Annotated in this window: 14 protein-coding genes; 4 read left to right on the top strand and 10 right to left on the bottom strand. The window is 72.0% G+C overall.

The window, feature by feature from the left end; all coding sequences use genetic code 11:
- Positions 1 to 33: 33 nt before the first annotated feature.
- The 4 genes from ACFWJB_RS33400 to ACFWJB_RS33385 form a co-directional block, all read right to left on the bottom strand.
- On the bottom strand, positions 34 to 1815 hold the full coding sequence (locus ACFWJB_RS33400; protein WP_386926954.1) for an LCP family protein: 1782 nt from the start codon (positions 1813 to 1815) through the stop codon (positions 34 to 36).
- A 16-nt stretch (positions 1816 to 1831) separates the two neighbouring features.
- A complete protein-coding gene (gene nadD, locus ACFWJB_RS33395; protein WP_385468268.1) occupies positions 1832 to 2518 on the bottom strand; it encodes a nicotinate-nucleotide adenylyltransferase in 687 nt (228 codons plus the stop codon).
- A 50-nt stretch (positions 2519 to 2568) separates the two neighbouring features.
- The gene (locus tag ACFWJB_RS33390) at positions 2569 to 2733 is read right to left on the bottom strand and encodes a hypothetical protein (protein WP_385468265.1); all 165 of its coding nucleotides are present in this window, start codon (positions 2731 to 2733) and stop codon (positions 2569 to 2571) included.
- Between the two features lie 145 nt (positions 2734 to 2878).
- Positions 2879 to 3040, bottom strand: a complete 162-nt coding sequence (locus tag ACFWJB_RS33385; protein ID WP_365592188.1) for a hypothetical protein — start codon at positions 3038 to 3040, stop codon at positions 2879 to 2881.
- Positions 3041 to 3172: 132 nt separating this feature from the next.
- On the opposite strand from ACFWJB_RS33385, the gene ACFWJB_RS33380 reads away from it, so the two are divergent.
- Complete coding sequence (locus tag ACFWJB_RS33380) at positions 3173 to 4312, top strand: M48 family metallopeptidase (RefSeq protein WP_386926951.1); 1140 nt, start codon at positions 3173 to 3175, stop codon at positions 4310 to 4312.
- A gap of 27 nt (positions 4313 to 4339) precedes the next feature.
- Here the strand turns inward: ACFWJB_RS33380 and ACFWJB_RS33375 are convergent, their stop codons facing one another.
- The 6 genes from ACFWJB_RS33375 to galE form a co-directional block, all read right to left on the bottom strand.
- Positions 4340 to 5410, bottom strand: coding sequence for a hypothetical protein (locus ACFWJB_RS33375; protein WP_386926949.1), 1071 nt, complete (start codon positions 5408 to 5410; stop codon positions 4340 to 4342).
- A gap of 85 nt (positions 5411 to 5495) precedes the next feature.
- Positions 5496 to 6065, bottom strand: coding sequence for a hypothetical protein (locus tag ACFWJB_RS33370; RefSeq protein WP_385468256.1), 570 nt, complete (start codon positions 6063 to 6065; stop codon positions 5496 to 5498).
- A gap of 132 nt (positions 6066 to 6197) precedes the next feature.
- A complete protein-coding gene (locus ACFWJB_RS33365; RefSeq protein ID WP_386926946.1) occupies positions 6198 to 7484 on the bottom strand; it encodes a glutamate-5-semialdehyde dehydrogenase in 1287 nt (428 codons plus the stop codon).
- Between the two features lie 99 nt (positions 7485 to 7583).
- Positions 7584 to 8099 carry a hypothetical protein gene (locus ACFWJB_RS33360; RefSeq protein ID WP_386926944.1) on the bottom strand — a complete coding sequence of 172 codons (516 nt, stop codon included), beginning with the start codon at positions 8097 to 8099 and terminating at the stop codon, positions 7584 to 7586.
- 135 nt (positions 8100 to 8234) lie between these two features.
- The gene (gene proB / locus ACFWJB_RS33355) at positions 8235 to 9338 is read right to left on the bottom strand and encodes a glutamate 5-kinase (protein WP_385468247.1); all 1104 of its coding nucleotides are present in this window, start codon (positions 9336 to 9338) and stop codon (positions 8235 to 8237) included.
- 321 nt (positions 9339 to 9659) lie between these two features.
- Positions 9660 to 10631, bottom strand: a complete 972-nt coding sequence (gene galE, locus ACFWJB_RS33350) for a UDP-glucose 4-epimerase GalE (protein ID WP_386926942.1) — start codon at positions 10629 to 10631, stop codon at positions 9660 to 9662.
- Between the two features lie 329 nt (positions 10632 to 10960).
- On the opposite strand from galE, the gene ACFWJB_RS33345 reads away from it, so the two are divergent.
- The 3 genes from ACFWJB_RS33345 to ACFWJB_RS33335 are packed head-to-tail and all read left to right on the top strand — an operon-like array spanning position 10961 to position 17242.
- A complete protein-coding gene (locus ACFWJB_RS33345; protein WP_386926940.1) occupies positions 10961 to 13207 on the top strand; it encodes a CDP-glycerol glycerophosphotransferase family protein in 2247 nt (748 codons plus the stop codon).
- Between the two features lie 19 nt (positions 13208 to 13226).
- On the top strand, positions 13227 to 16100 hold the full coding sequence (locus ACFWJB_RS33340; protein ID WP_386926938.1) for a CDP-glycerol glycerophosphotransferase family protein: 2874 nt from the start codon (positions 13227 to 13229) through the stop codon (positions 16098 to 16100).
- Positions 16097 to 17242 (top strand): glycosyltransferase family 4 protein, encoded by a 1146-nt coding sequence (locus tag ACFWJB_RS33335; protein ID WP_385468237.1) that lies wholly within the window; start codon positions 16097 to 16099, stop codon positions 17240 to 17242. The genes ACFWJB_RS33340 and ACFWJB_RS33335 overlap by 4 nt, the downstream gene beginning before the upstream one ends.
- Positions 17243 to 17288: the final 46 nt, after the last annotated feature.

Below are 17288 nucleotides of genomic sequence, written 5' to 3'. Positions count from 1 at the left end.
ACGGTGCCCCACGGGATTGCGCCGGTGCCCCCGCTACGTCGCCGGTTCGTAGTCCCGGCCGAGGACCACCGAGACGTCGGCGTTCGCCGCGACCTTGCCCTGGGTGACGGAGCCGGCGGGCAGGCCGAGGGTCTTGGCGACCTCGACGGCGTTCTCCTTGTCGGCGGCTTCCGCGTACAGGACCCGCGACGCGTCCTCGGTGCCGGAGGCGGTGCCGCCCTCCAGGAAGGTGAAGCCGCCGTTGAGGAGGGTGACGCGGGCCTTGCCGGTGCGGTCCTCGACGCCGGTGGCGTTGCGGACGGCGACGCTGACGGCCGCGTCCTCGTCGGGGCTCTTGGCGGTGCCGCCGAGGACGTCCTTGACGACGCCGTCACCGGTCTCGGCGCTGAGCCGGCCGTCGTCGCCGACGGGCAGCAGCGTGGTCGCGAAGTCGCCGCCCTTGGCGAGCTCGGACAGTCCGGCGAGGAAGGTGCCGAGGTCCTTCTCGGTCAGCGGCGGGTCGAGGACCAGACCGAGCGTCTGGACCGTGGTCGTCGCGGCGTCGGGGTCGGAGGACATCTTGCGCAGCACGGCGTGCAGGACCTGCCCGAACCGCTGGAGCTGGGCGTCGGCGGACTCCCCGGTGCCGCGGTGGGTGGCGTAGGCGACGGCCGCCTTGCCGCTGAGGGTCTGCTTCTGGCCCTTGTGCACCAGGGGCGCCGCGCCCTTGTCCTTGGCGGCCGGGTCGGGCACGTCGGTGTCGGTGTCGACCTCGATGTTCCCGACGAGGTCCACCAGGATCTGCAGGAACGGGGTGTCCAGCCGCCAGCTGCCCTCGATGTCCGTGCCGAGGACGGAGTCGAGCGCGGTCCGGGTGGCGTCGGGGCCGTCGTCGCCGACGGACTTGGCGAGCGTGGTGGTGGTGCCGTCGTCGCCGGTCAGGGCCAGCGAGTTGGGCAGCAGCACGGCGGTGCCCCGCTGGGTGGTGGTGTTGTTGACGAGCAGCGCCGTGGAGGTGCCGCCGCCCGCGGTGTCGTGCAGGTGGACGGCGATCACGTCGCGCTTCTGGGCGCCCGCGGCGGTCGAGCCGCCCGTCCCGGAGTCCGACGAGGACAGGCCGGGCAGCTTCCCGGCGTACCAGAGGTAGCCGACGCCGCCGACGGCGACGAGGGCCAGGACGACGACCAGGGCGACGACGCGCGAGCGGGCGCGGCGCCGGGCCTCCTCGCGGCGCTCGGTGCGGTTCTCGGTGAACTTGAGCCAGTCGATGACGTCCTCGGAGTCGTCGGTCGGCTCCTCGACGAAGGCGAACTGCTCGGTCCGGTAATCCGGTTCCGCTTCGCCGGGCGCCGCCGGTTCCGGCTGCTCGGGCGGGCCGGCCTGCTGCGGGATGTGGGCGGTCCGCTCGGTGACGGCCGGCTGCCCGCCGCTGGTCGCGGCCTGGCCGTACGGGTCGTACGACGACTGCGCGGCCTGGCCGTAGCCGTCGTACCGCCCGTGGCCGGCGTCGGGGACGGGCGGCTGCTGCCCGGTGTCCTGGCCGCCCGGGCCGGTGTAGGGGTCGTACGGCACGGCGGTCCCCGGGGCGCCGGCCGCGTACGGGTCGTAGCCGTACCCCTGCCCCTGCCCCTGCCCGTACGGGTCCTGCTGCTGCCCGTACTGCTGGTGCCCGTACTGCCCCTGCTGCTGCGCGTAGGGGTCGTACGTCTGCTGCCGGCCGTCCTGGGCCGGGATCTGTGCCTGGCGGTACACCGGCCGTCCGTACTCGTCGTAGCCGACGAGCTCGTACTGGTCGGCGTCGCCGCTGCCGTAACCCGCGTCGTATGGGTCGTTCACCGGTGCCCCTCTCGGCTCAGTCGCCGCGGTACAGCTGGCGCTTGTCGATGTAGCGCACGACTCCGTCGGGCACCAGGTACCAGACGGGGTCGCCCTTGGCGACTCTCGCACGGCAGTCGGTGGAGGAGATGGCGAGGGCGGGAACCTCGACGAGCGAGACACCGCCCTTGGGAAGTCCGGCGTCCGTCAGTGTGTGTCCGGGCCGGGTGACGCCGATGAAGTGCGCGAGGGAGAACAGCTCCTCGCTGTCGCGCCAGGTGAGGATCTGGGCGAGGGCGTCGGCGCCGGTGATGAAGAACAGGTCCGTGTCCGGGTTGAGCGCGCTCAGGTCGCGCAGCGTGTCCACGGTGTAGGTCGGGCCGCCGCGGTCGATGTCGATGCGGCTGACCGAGAACTGCGGGTTCTCGACGGTGGCCACGACCGTCATCAGGTACCGGTCCTCGGCCGCGGAGACCGTGCGGTGGCTCTTCTGCCAGGGCTGCCCGGTGGGGACGAACACCACCTCGTCCAGGTGGAACTGCGCGGCGACCTCACTGGCCGCGACGAGGTGCCCGTGGTGGATCGGGTCGAAGGTGCCGCCCATGACGCCGAGGCGGCGCCTGCCCGGCCGCGCCGGGCCGTTGCCCGGGACGGGCAGCGCGCGGTTCCCTGTGCCCCTCGCCGCGTCGTGCGCCGGACCGGTAGGCATGTCCTGCTCTCCCATGCGTGCAGACCCTACCGGCCCGGTCGAGGCCCCCGGATCCCCCCTCGCGCTCAGCGGTCCCGGTTGAAGCGCGTGGTGATCCACAGCAGGAACAGCAGGATGAACAGTGCCGCGCCGCCGGTGAGGTAGGGGCTGAGGCTCTCGTGGTTACCGCCGTGCCCCTCGCCCTCGGCAGCGAGAGTGACCAACTGGGCAGCAGTGCTGTGGAAGCTCATCTTCGGCAGGACCTATCAGGTGTGGGCGGGATAAGGACGTCGCGGCTCATCGTATGCGGGCGCCCCTCGGACGATCACGCCGACTCCGCCGTTGGTGACGTCCCCGGCTCCCGGGCGTCCGCGGCCGGGGAACCTTCCGCCCGCCTCAGTCGTCCTTCCGCTTGTACCCCCGCAGCAGGAACCACGCGGTCAGCACACAGCCCACCACCATCACGATCAGGACGACCCGGAGCAGATTGCCCGCCCCCTGCTGCTCGGCCGCGGTGGCCGCCTCGGCGAGCCAGGCGGTGTGGGGGGTGTGCTCCATGACGGTGACTCCTTCGCTGTACTGCCCGTCCACGGTAATCTCCGCCCGGGCCGGGCCCGGCTCCGGGGGCGCAAAGGGTTCGTAAAGGGCCGATCGCACGCATAGGCCCGCCACACGCACATGGGGGAAGACATGTCCGACGGCCACCAGCACAACGGGCGCGAGCGGGTGCCGGGCAGGCAGCGCAGGCGGTTCCCGGGGATCTCCTCGCGCGCGTACGAGCACCCGGCCGACCGCAGTGCCCTGGTGGCGCTGCGCAAGCTGAGCGGCTTCGACACGGTGTTCAAGGCCCTGAGCGGCCTGCTGCCCGAGCGGAGCCTGAGGCTGCTGTTCCTGTCCGACTCGGTGCGCGTCTCGGACCGCCAGTTCGCCCACCTGAACGGCATGCTGCGGGACGCCTGCTACATCCTGGACCTGGAGAAGGTCCCGCCGATGTACGTCAACCAGGACCCGGTCCCGAACGCGATGTGCATCGGCCTGGACGAGCCGATCATCGTCGTCACCACGGGCCTCGTGGAGCTGCTGGACGAGGAGGAGATGCGGGCGGTCGTCGGGCACGAGGTCGGGCACGCGCTGTCCGGCCACTCGGTGTACCGGACGACCCTGCTCTTCCTGACGTCCCTCGCCGTCCGGGTCGCCTGGATCCCGCTGGGCAACGTGGCGATCATGGCGTTGGTGACCGCGCTGCGCGAGTGGTTCCGCAAGTCGGAGCTGTCCGCCGACCGCGCCGGGCTGCTGGTCGGCCAGGATCTCCGGGCGTCCATGCGGGGCCTGATGAAGATCGCGGGCGGGAACCACCTGCACGAGATGAACGTGGACGCGTTCCTGGAGCAGGCCGACGAGTACGAGGCCGGGGGCGACCTGCGCGACTCCGTGCTGAAGATCCTCAACGTGCTGCCCCGCACGCACCCGTTCAGCACGGTGCGGGCCGCCGAGCTGAAGAAGTGGGAGGCCTCCCGGGACTTCCAGCGGATCATGGACGGCCACTACCCGCGGCGGGAGGAGGACAAGGACACCTCGGTCCGGGACTCCTTCCGCGAGTCGGCGTCCAGCTACGCCACCCATGTGCGCGGCTCCAAGGACCCGCTGATGAAGCTGGTGAACGACATCGCGGGCGGCGCCGGCGATCTGGGCGACCGGATGCGGCGGGGCTTCGGCGGCTTCACGTCCTCCCAGCAGAGGCCGCCCAGGGACACGGACGGCACGGACGGCACGGAGGGGCCGGGCGGCCCGGAGACACCGGACGGCCGTCCGCCGCGCGACGGCGCCTGAGCCGGTCGCGGGCGGGTGCGCCGCCGCTCACACCGTCGGCTGGGCGCCCGTCGCCAGCGTGCCGCACACGGCGGGGGCGCTGCCGGTGCGGTACGGGTCGGTGCCGGCGGGGCCGCCGGCCTTGGCGGTCTGGCCCGCGAGCAGCGGGCGCAGGTGGTTCGCCGAGTCCTCGGCACAGGACAGCGGACCGGCCTGCACGGAGGAGGCCACGAGCCGCGTCTGGTGCAGGCGCAGGTCGTCCCGGTCGAAGCGGAAGTGCAGCTCGCGCCGGACGGTGAACAGCGAGGCCTCGGCCCGCGCGTCGCCGGCGGGGCGCAGCGGGTAGACGAGGGTGTGCTCGGCGGTGACCTCCAGGGTGGAGGCGTCGCTCTCCACCACCGTCAGGCTGCCCCGCACCCGGATCTCGTCGCCGGCCAGCTTCGCCCGGGAGGGGTCGAAGCGCACCAGCCACCCGGTGGGCGCGTGCCGGCCGTCGGCCGCGGGGTGGGAGAAGCTCTCGTCGAACTGGCCGAGCTGGTCGGGGTCGAGCAGCACCCGCACCGAGCGGACCCCGCCGCCGCCGAGCACCTCGGGGTCGAGTGCCGAAGCGACGACGTAGTTCTTGGCGGTGGCCAGCGCGTTCAGCACCTGGTCGTCGGAGAAGTGCGCGGTGCGCCGGACACCGGGCAGCGGCACGCCCTCGGCCCCGGCCGCGAAGTGCGCGGCGGGGCTGTGCGCGTACAGGCGGGCGGGATCGGCGGCGCCGGGGACCCTGTCCCGGGGGGCGAGCGGGACGACGGTCATCCGCACCTGCTCGATGGCCTGCTGCCGCGCGGCGGGGCTCTGGTACGGGTGCCGTACGCCCACGTAGACGGCGGTGCCGAAGGCGAGGGCGATCAGCACGAAGAGGATCAGCACCTGCCGGGACAGGCTCCGGCGCAGCGGCGGGCGGCGGCGTACGGCGGGGGCGTGGTCGGTGATGCGCTCCCGGGCGGAGAACTCCTGGAGGCGGGCAGCGCGGACGAACGACTCGTCGAAGACGACGGATCGGTACTCGTCCTCTCCGCCTCCGGGAGCGCCCTCGGGCGTCCCTCCGGGCGGGTCGCCAAACCCGGCCATATCTTCAGGGTAGGTCCGCGGAGAGCCGCGTAAACGCCGTGCCGCAGGTCAAGTTGGGCCAGGTTCGGGCCGTCGGACCGGCTGGTCAGGGGCTGCGCGGGATCACCGGGACCGGGGGCCCGGAGTAGTCGGCGGAGGCCGAAGGAGTGACGGGGCCGCCCGGCTCCGCTCCCGTCGAGGCGGGGGGCGGCACCTGCTCCGGACTGCTGCCCGCGGAGGCGCCCCGGTAGACCGCCGCGAAGGCCAGCGCGACCATGCCGACGCCCATCACCAGGGCGAGCATCCAGGCGACGGGCCGGTGCCAGCGGACCTGCTTCCCGCAGGCCGGCGGTGCGCCGTACGGGCGGTCGAGGAGGTCGCGGTCGTCGTCCGGGTCGTCGAGGTCCGAGTCGTGGCCGAAATCGCCGTACCCGTCGTCGTAGCGCTCGGCCCGGGAGCGGCCCCGGCGGGCCGCCTCGGCCTCGGTGGCCTCGGCTCTGGCCTGCGCGGCGGCCAGGAGGCGCTCGACGGCGGACGGTTCGTGCACCGCGGCCGCCTGTACGAAGGCCTCGTCGAAGACCACGGAGGCGAACTCTTCGTCCGGCGCTCCGCGGTCGTGTTCGTCGTCGGGCTCCCAGCCGTCAGGGAACGGCCTACCCCCCACGTCCTCCGGCACGGATCCAGAGTAGACCTGGGGGGTCGATTTGGGCAGACGGCGGGGAAATTCATCCGGTGGGTGAGATGCCCCGTTCGGCTCAGTGGCGCCCGGAAGGGCGTGTGCCGGCCGCATATGCCCCCGGCGTACGCCTCAGCGGCGCACGTGGCCGTCGCCGGTGACGATGTACTTGGTGCTGGTCAGCTCCGGCAGGCCCATCGGGCCGCGGGCGTGCAGCTTCTGCGTGGAGATCCCGATCTCGGCGCCGAAGCCGAACTGGCCGCCGTCGGTGAACCGGGTGGAGGCGTTCACGGCGACGGTGGTGGAGTCGACCAGCTGGGTGAAGCGGCGGGCGGCCTGCTGCGAGGTCGTCACGATGGCCTCGGTGTGGCCGGAGGTCCACAGCCGGATGTGCTCGACGGCCCGGTCGAGGGAGTCGACGACCGCCGCGGCGATGTCGTACGACAGGTACTCGGTCTCCCAGTCCTCGGGCGTGGCCTCCACCACGGTCGCCCCGGTGTCCTTGGCGTACGCCATCACCCGTTCGTCGGCGTGCACGGTGACCCCGGCCTCGGCGAGGGCGTCCAGGGCGCGGGGCAGGAACTCGGCGGCGATGTCCTGGTGGACGAGGAGGGTCTCGGCGGCGTTGCAGACGCCGACGCGCTGCGCCTTGGAGTTGACCAGGATGTCGACGGCCATGTCGATGTCGGCCTGCGCGTCGACGTAGACGTGGCAGTTTCCGGTGCCGGTCTCGATGACGGGGACGGTGGACTCCTGGACGACCGTGTTGATCAGCGAGGCGCCGCCGCGCGGGATGAGCACGTCGACCAGGCCGCGGGCCCGCATCAGCTCGCGCACGCTCTCCCGGCTCTCGCCGGGCACGAGCTGGACGGCGTCGGCCGGCAGCCCGGCTCCGCCGACGGCGTCGCGGACGACCCGGACGAGGGCGGTGTTCGACTGGTAGGCGGAGGAGGAGCCGCGCAGCAGGACGGCGTTGCCCGACTTCAGGCACAGGGCGGCGGCGTCGACGGTGACGTTGGGCCGGCCCTCGTAGATGATGCCGACCACGCCGAGCGGCACCCGGACCTGGCGCAGGTCGATTCCGTTGGGGAGGGTGGAGCCGCGCACGACCTCGCCGACCGGGTCGGGCAGCGCGGCGACGTCGCGCACGTCGGAGGCGATGGCGCGGACCCGCTCCGGGGTCAGCGTGAGCCGGTCGATGATGGCCTCGCCGGTCCCGGCGGCGCGGGCCTTGGCGACGTCCTGGGCGTTGGCCTCCACGATCTCGCTCGTACGGACCTCCAGCGCGTCCGCGACGGCGAGCAGCGCGTCGTCCTTCGCGGCCCGCGGCAGCGGCGCGAGGTCGGCCGCGGCGGCCTTGGCCCGGTAGGCGGCCCGGGTGACCGGGGACATCGAGTCGTACGGCGAGAGCGTGGTCATGGGGAAAGGGTAGTGGGCCGCACAGGGCCGCAATCCGGTCGTCCCACACCGCGAGACATGCCAGGGACGGGCCGGGAGGGGCGATTCGGAAGGGTTGATTCAGAAGGGGTGGACCCCGACCGGGGTCGCCGGAGCCGGGCCGTATCCGGCGGCGATGCGCTGGTGGTAGGTCGACCGGTCGATGACCTCCAGGCCGACGATCTCCCAGGGCGGCAGTCCCGCGGTCTGCCGGTGCTCGCCCCACAGGCGCAGGGCGACGGCGGCGGCGTCGTGCAGGTCGCGGGCCTCCTCCCAGTACCGGATCTCCGCGTGGTCGCCGGCGTACCGGCTGGTCAGCAGGAAGGGGTGGTCGTGGGCGAGCTGCTCCAGGGCGCGGCGCACCTCGGGGAGCGGGGCGCGGGAGCCGGAGACGCTGAGGGTGACGTGCCACAGGCGCGGGGTGTGGGCCGGTTCCTCGCCGCGGAACCGGTCGCCGGCCGCGACGCTCGTCAGGGCGCGTTCCTCGGCGGCCGTGCGGGCGCCGCCGCGGGCCCCGGTGGCGGCGCGCGGTCCGGTACCGCCCCGCGAGCCGGTCCCACCGCGGGACGCCGGCGTCCCAGGGCGCACTCCGCTCACGACGGCCTCCTTCACGCGCACGGCTCGGCCCGGTGGTCGGCCGGGCTCGTCCCTGAGGAAAGTTGAGCAGGCCGCAGGAGATCCCGTGCCGGTTTTACGGAACGTCCACCACCGATTCGGGGACGTTTCGGCCCATTACGGGTGCAGGATCACCAGATCGTCCCTGTGTACGACCTCGCGTTCGTACGCCGGTCCGAGTTCGCGCGCCAGTTCCCGGGTGGAGCGGCCGATCAGCCGGGGGATCTCCCTGGCGTCGAAGCCGACGAGCCCCCGGGCCACCGCGTGCCCCGCGCCGTCCCGCAGTTCCACGGGGTCGCCCGCGCCGAACTCGCCCTCGACGCCCGCGATCCCGGCCGGGAGCAGCGACTTGCGGCCCTGGACGACCGCGCGCACCGCCCCGTCGTCGAGCACGAGCGCGCCGCGCGGGGCGGAGGCGTGCTGGAGCCACAGCAGCCGGTCGGTGGAGCGCTTGCCGGTGGCGTGGAAGAAGGTGCCGGTGTCCCCGCCGGCCAGGGCGTCGGCGGCGTGGACCGCGCTGGTCAGCACCACGGGGACGCCGGCGGCGGCGGCGATCCGGGCCGCCTCGACCTTGGTGACCATGCCGCCGGTGCCGACCCCGGCCTTGCCGGCGCTGCCGATCTCGACGTCCGCGAGGTCGGCCGGGCCCCGCACCTCGGCTATCCGCGAGGTGCCCGGCCTGCTCGGGTCGCCGTCGTAGACGCCGTCGACGTCGGACAGCAGCACCAGCAGGTCGGCGCGCACGAGGTGGGCGACGAGGGCGGCGAGCCGGTCGTTGTCGCCGAAGCGGATCTCGTCGGTGGCGACGGTGTCGTTCTCGTTGACGACCGGGAAGGCGCCCATCGCGAGGAGCTTGTCGAGGGTGCGGGAGGCGTTGCGGTGCTGGGAGCGGCGGCTCATGTCGTCGGTCGTCAGGAGCACCTGGCCGACGCGGACGCCGTAGCGGGCGAAGGAGGCGGTGTAGCGGGCCACCAGCAGGCCCTGGCCGACGCTGGCGGCGGCCTGCTGCCGGGCCAGGTCGCGCGGGCGGCGGCGCAGGCCCAGCGGGGCGAGGCCGGCGGCGATCGCGCCGGAGGAGACGAGGACGACCTCCTTGTCGGCGCCCCGCACCTTGGCGAGCACGTCGACGAGGGCGTCGACGCGGTCGGCGTCCAGGCCGCCCTCCGCCGTCGTCAGTGACGAGGAACCGACCTTGACGACGATCCTGCGGGCCTCGCCCACGGCTTGCCTTGCCCCTGCCACTGTGCCGTCTGCCCTCTCGCGTCCGCGGGCGCCGGTTCGGGCACCCGGCAGGCAATCTACGCGAAGGGGGCCGCGCCCCGCGTCACGGTCCAGGCTGCGGACAGGGGGCGCGGCGCGTCACCGGCGCGGGGCCGCACACGGCGGGTGCGCCCGGCAGGAGGAGCGGAAGGACGCCCTCCCGCCCGTCCGCGCGGCGCGTCCGCTCGGGCGCAGGCGGGCACAGAGCCGGCCCGCCGCCCGCCGCCCCCGGGGGGACGCCGCTCGCGCGCGGCGCCGCCGGGCTCACCGCGCCGGAGCCGCTCAGCCGTGGTGGTGACGCCAGCCCTGCCAGGCCGAATCGATCATGTCGTCCAGGCCGTGCCGGGCGGTCCAGCCCAGTTCCTCGCGGGCGCGGTCGGCCGAGGCCACGACGCGGGCCGGGTCGCCGGGGCGCCGCTCCGTCACCAGCGGGGCGACGTCCTGCTTGCCGGCCACCTTGAGGATGCGGTCCACCATCTCCTGGACCGAGCTGCCCTCACCGCGTCCGATGTTGAGGGTGAGCGCCGTGCCCCGCGGGGCGTCCTTCAGGCGCCGGGCCGCCGCGAGGTGGGCGGAGGCGATGTCCTGGACGTGGATGTAGTCACGGACGCAGGTGCCGTCGGGCGTGGCGTAGTCGTCCCCGAAGACGCGCGGGGCCTCGCCCGCCTCCAGGCGCTCGAAGACCATGGGGATGAGGTTGAAGACCCCGGTGTCGGCCAGCTCGGGACCGGCCGCGCCGGCCACGTTGAAGTAGCGCAGGGAGGCGGCGCGGATGCCGTGGGCCCGGGCGGCGGCGTTGATCAGCCACTCGCCGACCAGCTTGGTCTCGCCGTAGGGGCTCATCGGCAGGCAGGGGGTGTCCTCGGTGACGAGCTCCACGTCCGGCATGCCGTAGACCGCGGCGGACGAGGAGAAGACGAGGCGGTCGACGCCGCCGGCCGTCATGGCCTCCAGGAGGGTCTGCAGACCCGTGACGTTCTCCCGGTAGTAGTGGAGCGGCTGCTCCACCGACTCGCCCACCTGCTTCTTGGCCGCGATGTGCACCACGCCGGTCACAGCATGGTCACGAATCGCGCCCTCCAGGGCAGGCCCGTCCAGCACACTGCCGACGACCAGCGGCACGCCCGCGGGCACCCGGTCGGCGCGACCGGTGGACAGGTCGTCGTAGACGACCACGCTCTCGCCGCCGTCGACCAGGGCGCGCACCACATGCGCACCGATGTATCCGGCTCCGCCCGTGACCAGCCAGCTCATCCTCTTGCCTCCCTGTTTTACGTCTCGAGATGCAGACTCGTCCGTGCGCAACGGAAAATCGAGTCGGGCACAAAGGACAGAACCCAGGAAAGGGTGCATAGGAGCCGAACGTGAGGAAGTTCAAACCCGGGCCCGGCCGGCCGGACCACACCGCCGCCGCCCCGCATTACGGGCGGCAGCGACGCACGCCGGCCAGCCACCGCGCCCACGGAAACTTCACGTGAATCCTTTACGCTGATGCGGCGGCGCGCTCGGGCCCACGGACGCTCGGAGCGCGCTCCGGTCCCAGCTCGCGCTCCCGTGGTCCAGTCTCGGAACAGGTTGTAAGGATGCCCAAGCTCTCTCTCGTGGTTCCCGTGTACAAGGTGCGGGGGTACCTGCCCGAGTGCCTCGACTCCGTACTGGGTCAGGACTACACGGACTTCGAGATCGTCGCGGTCGACGACTGCTCGCCGGACGGATCGGGCGCCATTCTCGATGAATACGCGCAACGGGACGACCGCATTCATGTGATTCATCTCACCGAGAATGTCGGCCTGGGGCGCGCGCGCAACGCGGGACTGGAAAAGGCGCGGGGTGAATACGTGCTCTTCCTGGACAGCGACGACACGCTGTCCGACGGAGCGCTGAAGGCGATCGCGGACCGTCTCGAGGCCACCGGGAATCCCGAGATCCTCGTCTACGACTACGCCCGCACCTACTGGGACGGCAGCGTCCGCCGCAACGCGCGGGCGGACCTGCTGACGCAGGACGGCCCCGGCTCCTTCCCCCTCACCGACCGGCCCCACCTGCTCGACCTGCTGCAGATCGTGTGGAACAAGGCGTACCGGCGGGACTTCGTCACCCGCGCCGGGCTCACCTTCCCGCCCGGTTACTACGAGGACGCCCCCTGGACGTTCTGTTCGATGATCAGCGCCGAGCGGATCGCCGTACTGGACCGCGTCTGCGTCTTCTACCGGCAGCGCCGCGAGGGCGGCAACATCCTCAAGACGGTCAGCCGCAAGCACTTCGACGTCTTCGACCAGTACCGCCGTGTCTTCGGCTTCCTGGACGAGCACGCGGAACTCGACCGGTGGCGCGCCCCGTTGTTCCGCAAGATGACCGACCACTACCTGACCATCCTGGAGCGCCCGGGCCGGCTGCCGCGCGACGCCCGTGCGGAGTTCTTCCGCCAGGCCGCCGCCGACTACCGCGCGCGCCTGCCCCAGGGGTTCGAGCCGCCGGCCGGCCGTCGCCGCCACAAGTACGCGATGCTGCAGCGCGGCACGTATCCGGTCATGGCGAGCGCGCTGACCGCGCTGCGGATGCGCCAGAGCGTCCGCAACCGCACGCGCCGGACCCTCGGCCGGTCCAAGCGCGGCGCGATGGACGTCTTCTACCGGTCGCAGCTGCGGCTGCCGCTGGACGAGAACCTGGCGGTCTTCTCCGCCTACTGGAGCCGCAGCGTCTCCTGCAACCCCGCGGCCATCGACGCCGAACTGGGCCGTCTGGCCCCCCATGTCCGCCGGGTCTGGGCCGTGCGGCCGGACGCGGTGAAGAACGTGCCCGAGGGCGTGGAGTACGTACGCGTGGGATCGCGGGCGTACTGGGCGGCCGTGGCGCGCGCCAAGTACCTCGTCAACAACGTCAACTTCGGTGACTCGGTGGTGAAGCGGGAGGGCCAGGTCCATGTGCAGACCCACCACGGCACCCCGCTCAAGACCATGGGCCTGGACCAGCAGAAGTACCCGGCGTCCACGAAGATGGACTTCGCCAAGCTCCTGCGGCGCTGCGACCGCTGGGACTTCAGCATCAGCTCCAACCGGTTCTCGACCAGCGTGTGGGAGCGGGTCTACCCCAGCTCGTACACCACGCTGGAGACCGGCTACCCGCGCAACGACGTCCTGCTCACCGCCGGTGCCGAGGACGTGCGCGCGGCCCGCGAGGACCTGGGGCTGCGCGAGGGCACCACGGCGTTCCTCTACGCGCCCACGCACCGTGAGTACCAGAGCGGTTTCGTGCCCCGTCTGGACCTGGAGCGGCTCGCCGAGCGGCTGGGTCCCGACGTCACGCTGCTGGTGCGGGGACACTACTTCTACGGCGACTCCTCCCGGCTCGCCGAGCTGCAGTCCGCCGGACGGGTCGTCGACGTGTCGGACCACCCGTCGGTGGAGCGGCTGTACCTCGCCTCCGACGGCCTGATCACCGACTACTCCTCGGCCATGTTCGACTACGCCAACCTGGACCGTCCCATCGTCGTCTTCGCCGACGACTGGGACACCTACTCCGTGGTCCGCGGTACCTACTTCGACGTCCTGCGGCAGCCGCCGGGGGCCGTCGCCACGACGCAGGAGGAACTGACCGACCTGCTCTGCTCCGAGGGCTGGCGCGACGCCCGGGCCACCGAGGCCCGGGCCCGCTTCCGGCAACGTTTCTGTGACTTCGACGACGGGCGCGCAGCCGAACGGGTCGTTCGGCACGTCTTCCTCGGTGAGCCGCTCGCGGACCTGCCGCCGATCGTGCCGTTGGACGAGCGGGTGCCTGCTCCGCCCCCCGGCCCGGACGTCGCCGTGTCCGCCCCGATATCCGTTCTTTGAACCAGAGGTAGCTGCTGCTGTGTCCCAGCGTCACGACAGAACGCCCGACATCAGCGTCGTCGTCATCGTGTACAACGACGCGGATCGTCTTCCGACAGCGGTGCAGTCGGTCCTCGACCAGACCCTGCAGAACGTCGAGGTCGTCGTCGCCGACGACCACTCCACCGACGGCTCCTTCGAGGTCGCGCAGCGGCTGGCGGCCGCCTCCGACCGGGTGCGGGCCATCCAGCTGGCCGAGAACAGCGGCGGCTGCGGCGAGCCCCGCAACCAGGGCATCGCCATCGCCCGCGGCCGCTACGTGATGTTCCTCGACAGTGACGACACCCTCGAGGTCAACGCCTGCCGCAACATGCTGGACGCCGCCGAGCGCACCGGGGCCGACCTGGTCTCCGGGCTCTGCGTGCGCGTCCACACGGACAGCCGCACCGGCAAGACGGCCAAGTGGTACCAGTGGCTCTACCGGCAGACCCGCACCTTCGACTCGATCGCGGAGATCCCGGACCTGCTGGTCTTCGACACCCTGTCGACGAACAAGTGCTACCGGCGCGAGTTCCTTCTCGACAGCGGCCTGTCCTTCCCCCGCGGCATCCACTACGAGGACCTGCTCTTCTCCGCCCAGGCGTACCTGGCCGCGTCGCGGATCACCCTGATCCCGAACACGGTCTACCACTGGAACGTCGTGGAGAAGACCGAAGAGAAGTCGATCAGCAACCGCCGGCACGAGATCAACAACTTCGCCGACCGGCTGGAGATCCACCGCAGGATCGACCGCATCCTCGCCGAGCAGGGCCACGACGAGCTGAAGCTGCACAAGGACATCAAGTTCCTGAAGCACGACCTCGTCCTCTACCTCCGGGAGCTGCCCTTCCTGGACGACGAGTACCGGCACCACTTCGCGGAGATGGCCAACGGCTACATCCAGGACTTCCCCGACGAGGCGTACGCGGAGCTCTCCCCGATCCACCGGCTCTGCGCCTACCTGCTGCTGCGTGAGGACTGGGAGCACCTCATGCCGGCCATCGACACGCTCATCAACAAGAGCAAGGTCTCCAGCCCGCTGCTGGAGCGCGACGGCCGTGTCTACTGGTGCGCCGAGCACCTCGACGACCCGATGGGCCGGTCCGTGCTCGACGTCACCGACCTCGGCTACCACGCCAAGCCGGTGCAGCGTCTCAACCTGCGCAACGCGGTGACCCGGTACACCGAGACCGCCGCGGGCGTCGTCCTCGCCGGCTCCGTGGTCAACCCCCTCGGGGTGATCCCGCCGGACGCCCGGCTGGAGGGCGAACTGGAGTTCAGCGCCCGCCGCAAGAGCCTGCAGTCGTTCCACTTCCCGGTGTCGGACATCCGGCACGAGGGCGACGCCGTGACCTGGCAGGCGACCGCCGCGCTGGCGAGCAAGCTGCGCCCCGTGGGCCTCATCGACGACGTGTGGGACGTGCGCCTGCACCTCACCGTCGACGGCGAGCGCACCACGAGCCGGCTCACCGTCGGACGCACCGACCTGGAGGACGTCGGCGAGATCCGCGTCCGGCCGCGGCTGGGCCGCATGATGGCCGACCGCATCCTGCCGCACGCCTCGGCCAACGGGCACCTGGCCTTCCGCCTGAGCCAGCACGGCCGGCTCGCGCAGCGCACGTCGACGCTCATGCAGCGCAACATGCAGAGCCCGCCCGCCCAGGTGGCGAAGAAGATGGTCCGCAAGGTCGCCTCGGTGCGCAAGGACCTCAACTCCGGACCGCGCAAGATCGAGACCTTCGAGCGCATGATCCGGCTGCTGCCCGTGCGCAAGGGCACGGTCGTCTTCGAGAGCCACCTCGGCAAGCAGTACAGCGACAGCCCCCGCGCCATCTACGAGGAGCTGCGCCGGCGCGGTGTGCCGATCAAGCCCATCTGGTCCTACGCGGGCAGCCGTCCCACCGGTTTCCCTCAGGACGTGGAGCTGGTGCGCCGCTGGTCGTGGCCGTACCTCAGGGCGCTGGCGCAGGCCGAGTTCTGGATCGACAACCAGGGCTTCCCGCTGAAGCTCGGCAAGCGGCCGGAGACCACGTACATCCAGACCTGGCACGGTTCCGCGCTCAAGCGCATGGGCTTCGACGAGCCGCAGTACCGGATCATGCCGGAGCACGAGCAGCAGGCCTACCAGCGTGCGATCGACCGCTTCGACCACTTCGTGGTGCGCGGACAGCACGACGAGAAGACGCTGGCCCGGGCCTACCGGATCCCGGAGGAGAAGCTGCTGCGCACGGGCTACCCGCGCAACGACGCCCTCGTCCGGGCGCGGGAGTCGGCGACCGTCGACCCGGCCGCGGAGGAGCTCGCCGAGCGGCTGGGCATCCGCCGGGACCTGCCGGTCGTCCTCTACGCGCCGACGTTCCGGGCGCAGGACGGCAAGGTCCGCAAGTTCGAGTTCCCGTTCGACGTCGAGGAGTTCGCGGACCGCTTCGGTGACCGGTTCACCCTGCTGATCCGCACCCACTACCTCAACAACGTCACGCTTCCGCCGTCGGTCGCCGGCCGGGTGATCAACGTCAGCGAGGAGCCGGACATCACCCCGGTCATGCTCCTGTCGGACGTGCTGGTCACCGACTACTCGTCGGTGATGTTCGACTACGCCCTGCTCCAGCGGCCGATGGTGTTCTTCACCTACGACTGGGACGACTACGTCGAGAACAGCCGTGGCACCTACTTCGACCTGTCGGAGCAGGCTCCCGGGCCGCTGGCCCACACGGCGGAGGAGCTCTTCGACGTGCTGTCGGACCTGGACGCCCTCGCGTCCGGCTGCGAGGGACGGATCAAGGAATTCATGACGCAGTACGGTGAGTACGACCGTGGCGACGCCGCCGCCCGGATCGTCGACCGCTTCTTCGGTTCCGAGGGAGAAGCCCGATGACACAGCGCGACATCATCTTCGTGGCCAACGAGGTCAACGAACTCGGCGGCGTGGCCCGCTGGCAGGCGCTGATGGCCCGGCTGTTCGCCGAGCGCGGGCACCGCGTGACCATCGTGGGCATCGCCCCGCCCGAGGTGCCGATGGACCTCGGCGACAACCCGCCCTTCGAGACGGTGACCCTCTACGACGAGCGTCCGCCCGGCCGCTGGCAGGCCCGCAATCTCCGGGACCGGGCCAACCTCGCGGCCCGGCGCCGGGAGGCCGCCCGCGAGACGGGCATGCGGGAGGCGACCGAGCGGCTGTCGCGCGTCTTCCGGGCCGCCCGCCCGGGCGCCATGATCATCGTGACCCAGGTGTGGGCCATGGAGTGGGTGGTCGTCGCCGACACGGCCGGCCACCCGGTCATCGGCATGAGCCACGAGTCGTTCGAGTACTCCAAGGGCTCCTCCCGCTTCCAGCGCGTCCAGAAGTACTACAAGGACGTGGACCGGCTGCTCCTGCTGACCCAGGAGGACGCCGACCTGTGGGTGGGCCGCGGCCTCAACAACGTGGGCTTCATGCCGAACCCGCTGCCGATGATGCCCGAGGCCCCTTCGCGGCGCACCGAGAAGGTGGTCGCGAGCATCGGCCGTCTCGGTCACCAGAAGGGCATCGACATGCTGCTCGACACCTGGGCCGAGGCGGCGCCCAAGCACCCCGGGTGGCGGCTGCGCATCTACGGCTCCGGGCCCGACGAGCAGGCCCTGAAGCGGCAGTGCACGGAGCTCGGCCTGGACGGTTCGGTGGAGTGGGCCGGCCAGACCGACGACGTCGTGGCCGCGCTGCACGGGGCCTCGGTGTTCGTGCAGTCCTCGCGCGGCGAGGGCTTCCCGCTGGCCCTGCTGGAGGCGATGGCCTGCGCCGTGCCCTGCGCCGCCTTCGACTGCGCCCCCGGCGTCCGCCAGATCGTCCAGGACGAGGAGGACGGTCTCCTCGCCCGGCCCGGCAACACCACGGAGCTGGCACGGCAGCTGGGCCGGCTGATGGAGGACGCCGAGCTGCGGGACACGATGGGCGAGAAGGCGCGGGCCAACGTGCAGCGCTACTCGCCCGCGGCCATCACCGATCAGTGGGAGGAGCTGTTCGCGTTCCTGGAACGCTGAGCGGCCGCCGCCCGCACACGACAGGAGGCGAGGACCGGAACCCGTT

The organism is Streptomyces sp. NPDC127100 (genome assembly GCF_042724095.1).
In the GTDB taxonomy this organism is placed as follows: domain Bacteria; phylum Actinomycetota; class Actinomycetes; order Streptomycetales; family Streptomycetaceae; genus Streptomyces.
This window is presented reverse-complemented; position numbering and strand designations above follow the sequence as displayed.

Bases quoted from the DNA above. Each gene is read 5' to 3' on its own strand.
- ACFWJB_RS33335 (WP_385468237.1), top strand. From the start codon at position 16,097: ATGACACAGCGCGACATCATCTTCGTGGCCAACGAGGTCAACGAACTC.
- ACFWJB_RS33375 (WP_386926949.1), bottom strand. From the start codon at position 5,410: ATGGCCGGGTTTGGCGACCCGCCCGGAGGGACGCCCGAGGGCGCTCCC.
- ACFWJB_RS33365 (WP_386926946.1), bottom strand. From the start codon at position 7,484: ATGACCACGCTCTCGCCGTACGACTCGATGTCCCCGGTCACCCGGGCC.
- nadD (WP_385468268.1), bottom strand. From the start codon at position 2,518: ATGGGAGAGCAGGACATGCCTACCGGTCCGGCGCACGACGCGGCGAGG.
- ACFWJB_RS33385 (WP_365592188.1), bottom strand. From the start codon at position 3,040: ATGGAGCACACCCCCCACACCGCCTGGCTCGCCGAGGCGGCCACCGCG.
- galE (WP_386926942.1), bottom strand. From the start codon at position 10,631: ATGAGCTGGCTGGTCACGGGCGGAGCCGGATACATCGGTGCGCATGTG.
- ACFWJB_RS33380 (WP_386926951.1), top strand. From the start codon at position 3,173: ATGTCCGACGGCCACCAGCACAACGGGCGCGAGCGGGTGCCGGGCAGG.
- ACFWJB_RS33390 (WP_385468265.1), bottom strand. From the start codon at position 2,733: ATGAGCTTCCACAGCACTGCTGCCCAGTTGGTCACTCTCGCTGCCGAG.
- ACFWJB_RS33345 (WP_386926940.1), top strand. From the start codon at position 10,961: ATGCCCAAGCTCTCTCTCGTGGTTCCCGTGTACAAGGTGCGGGGGTAC.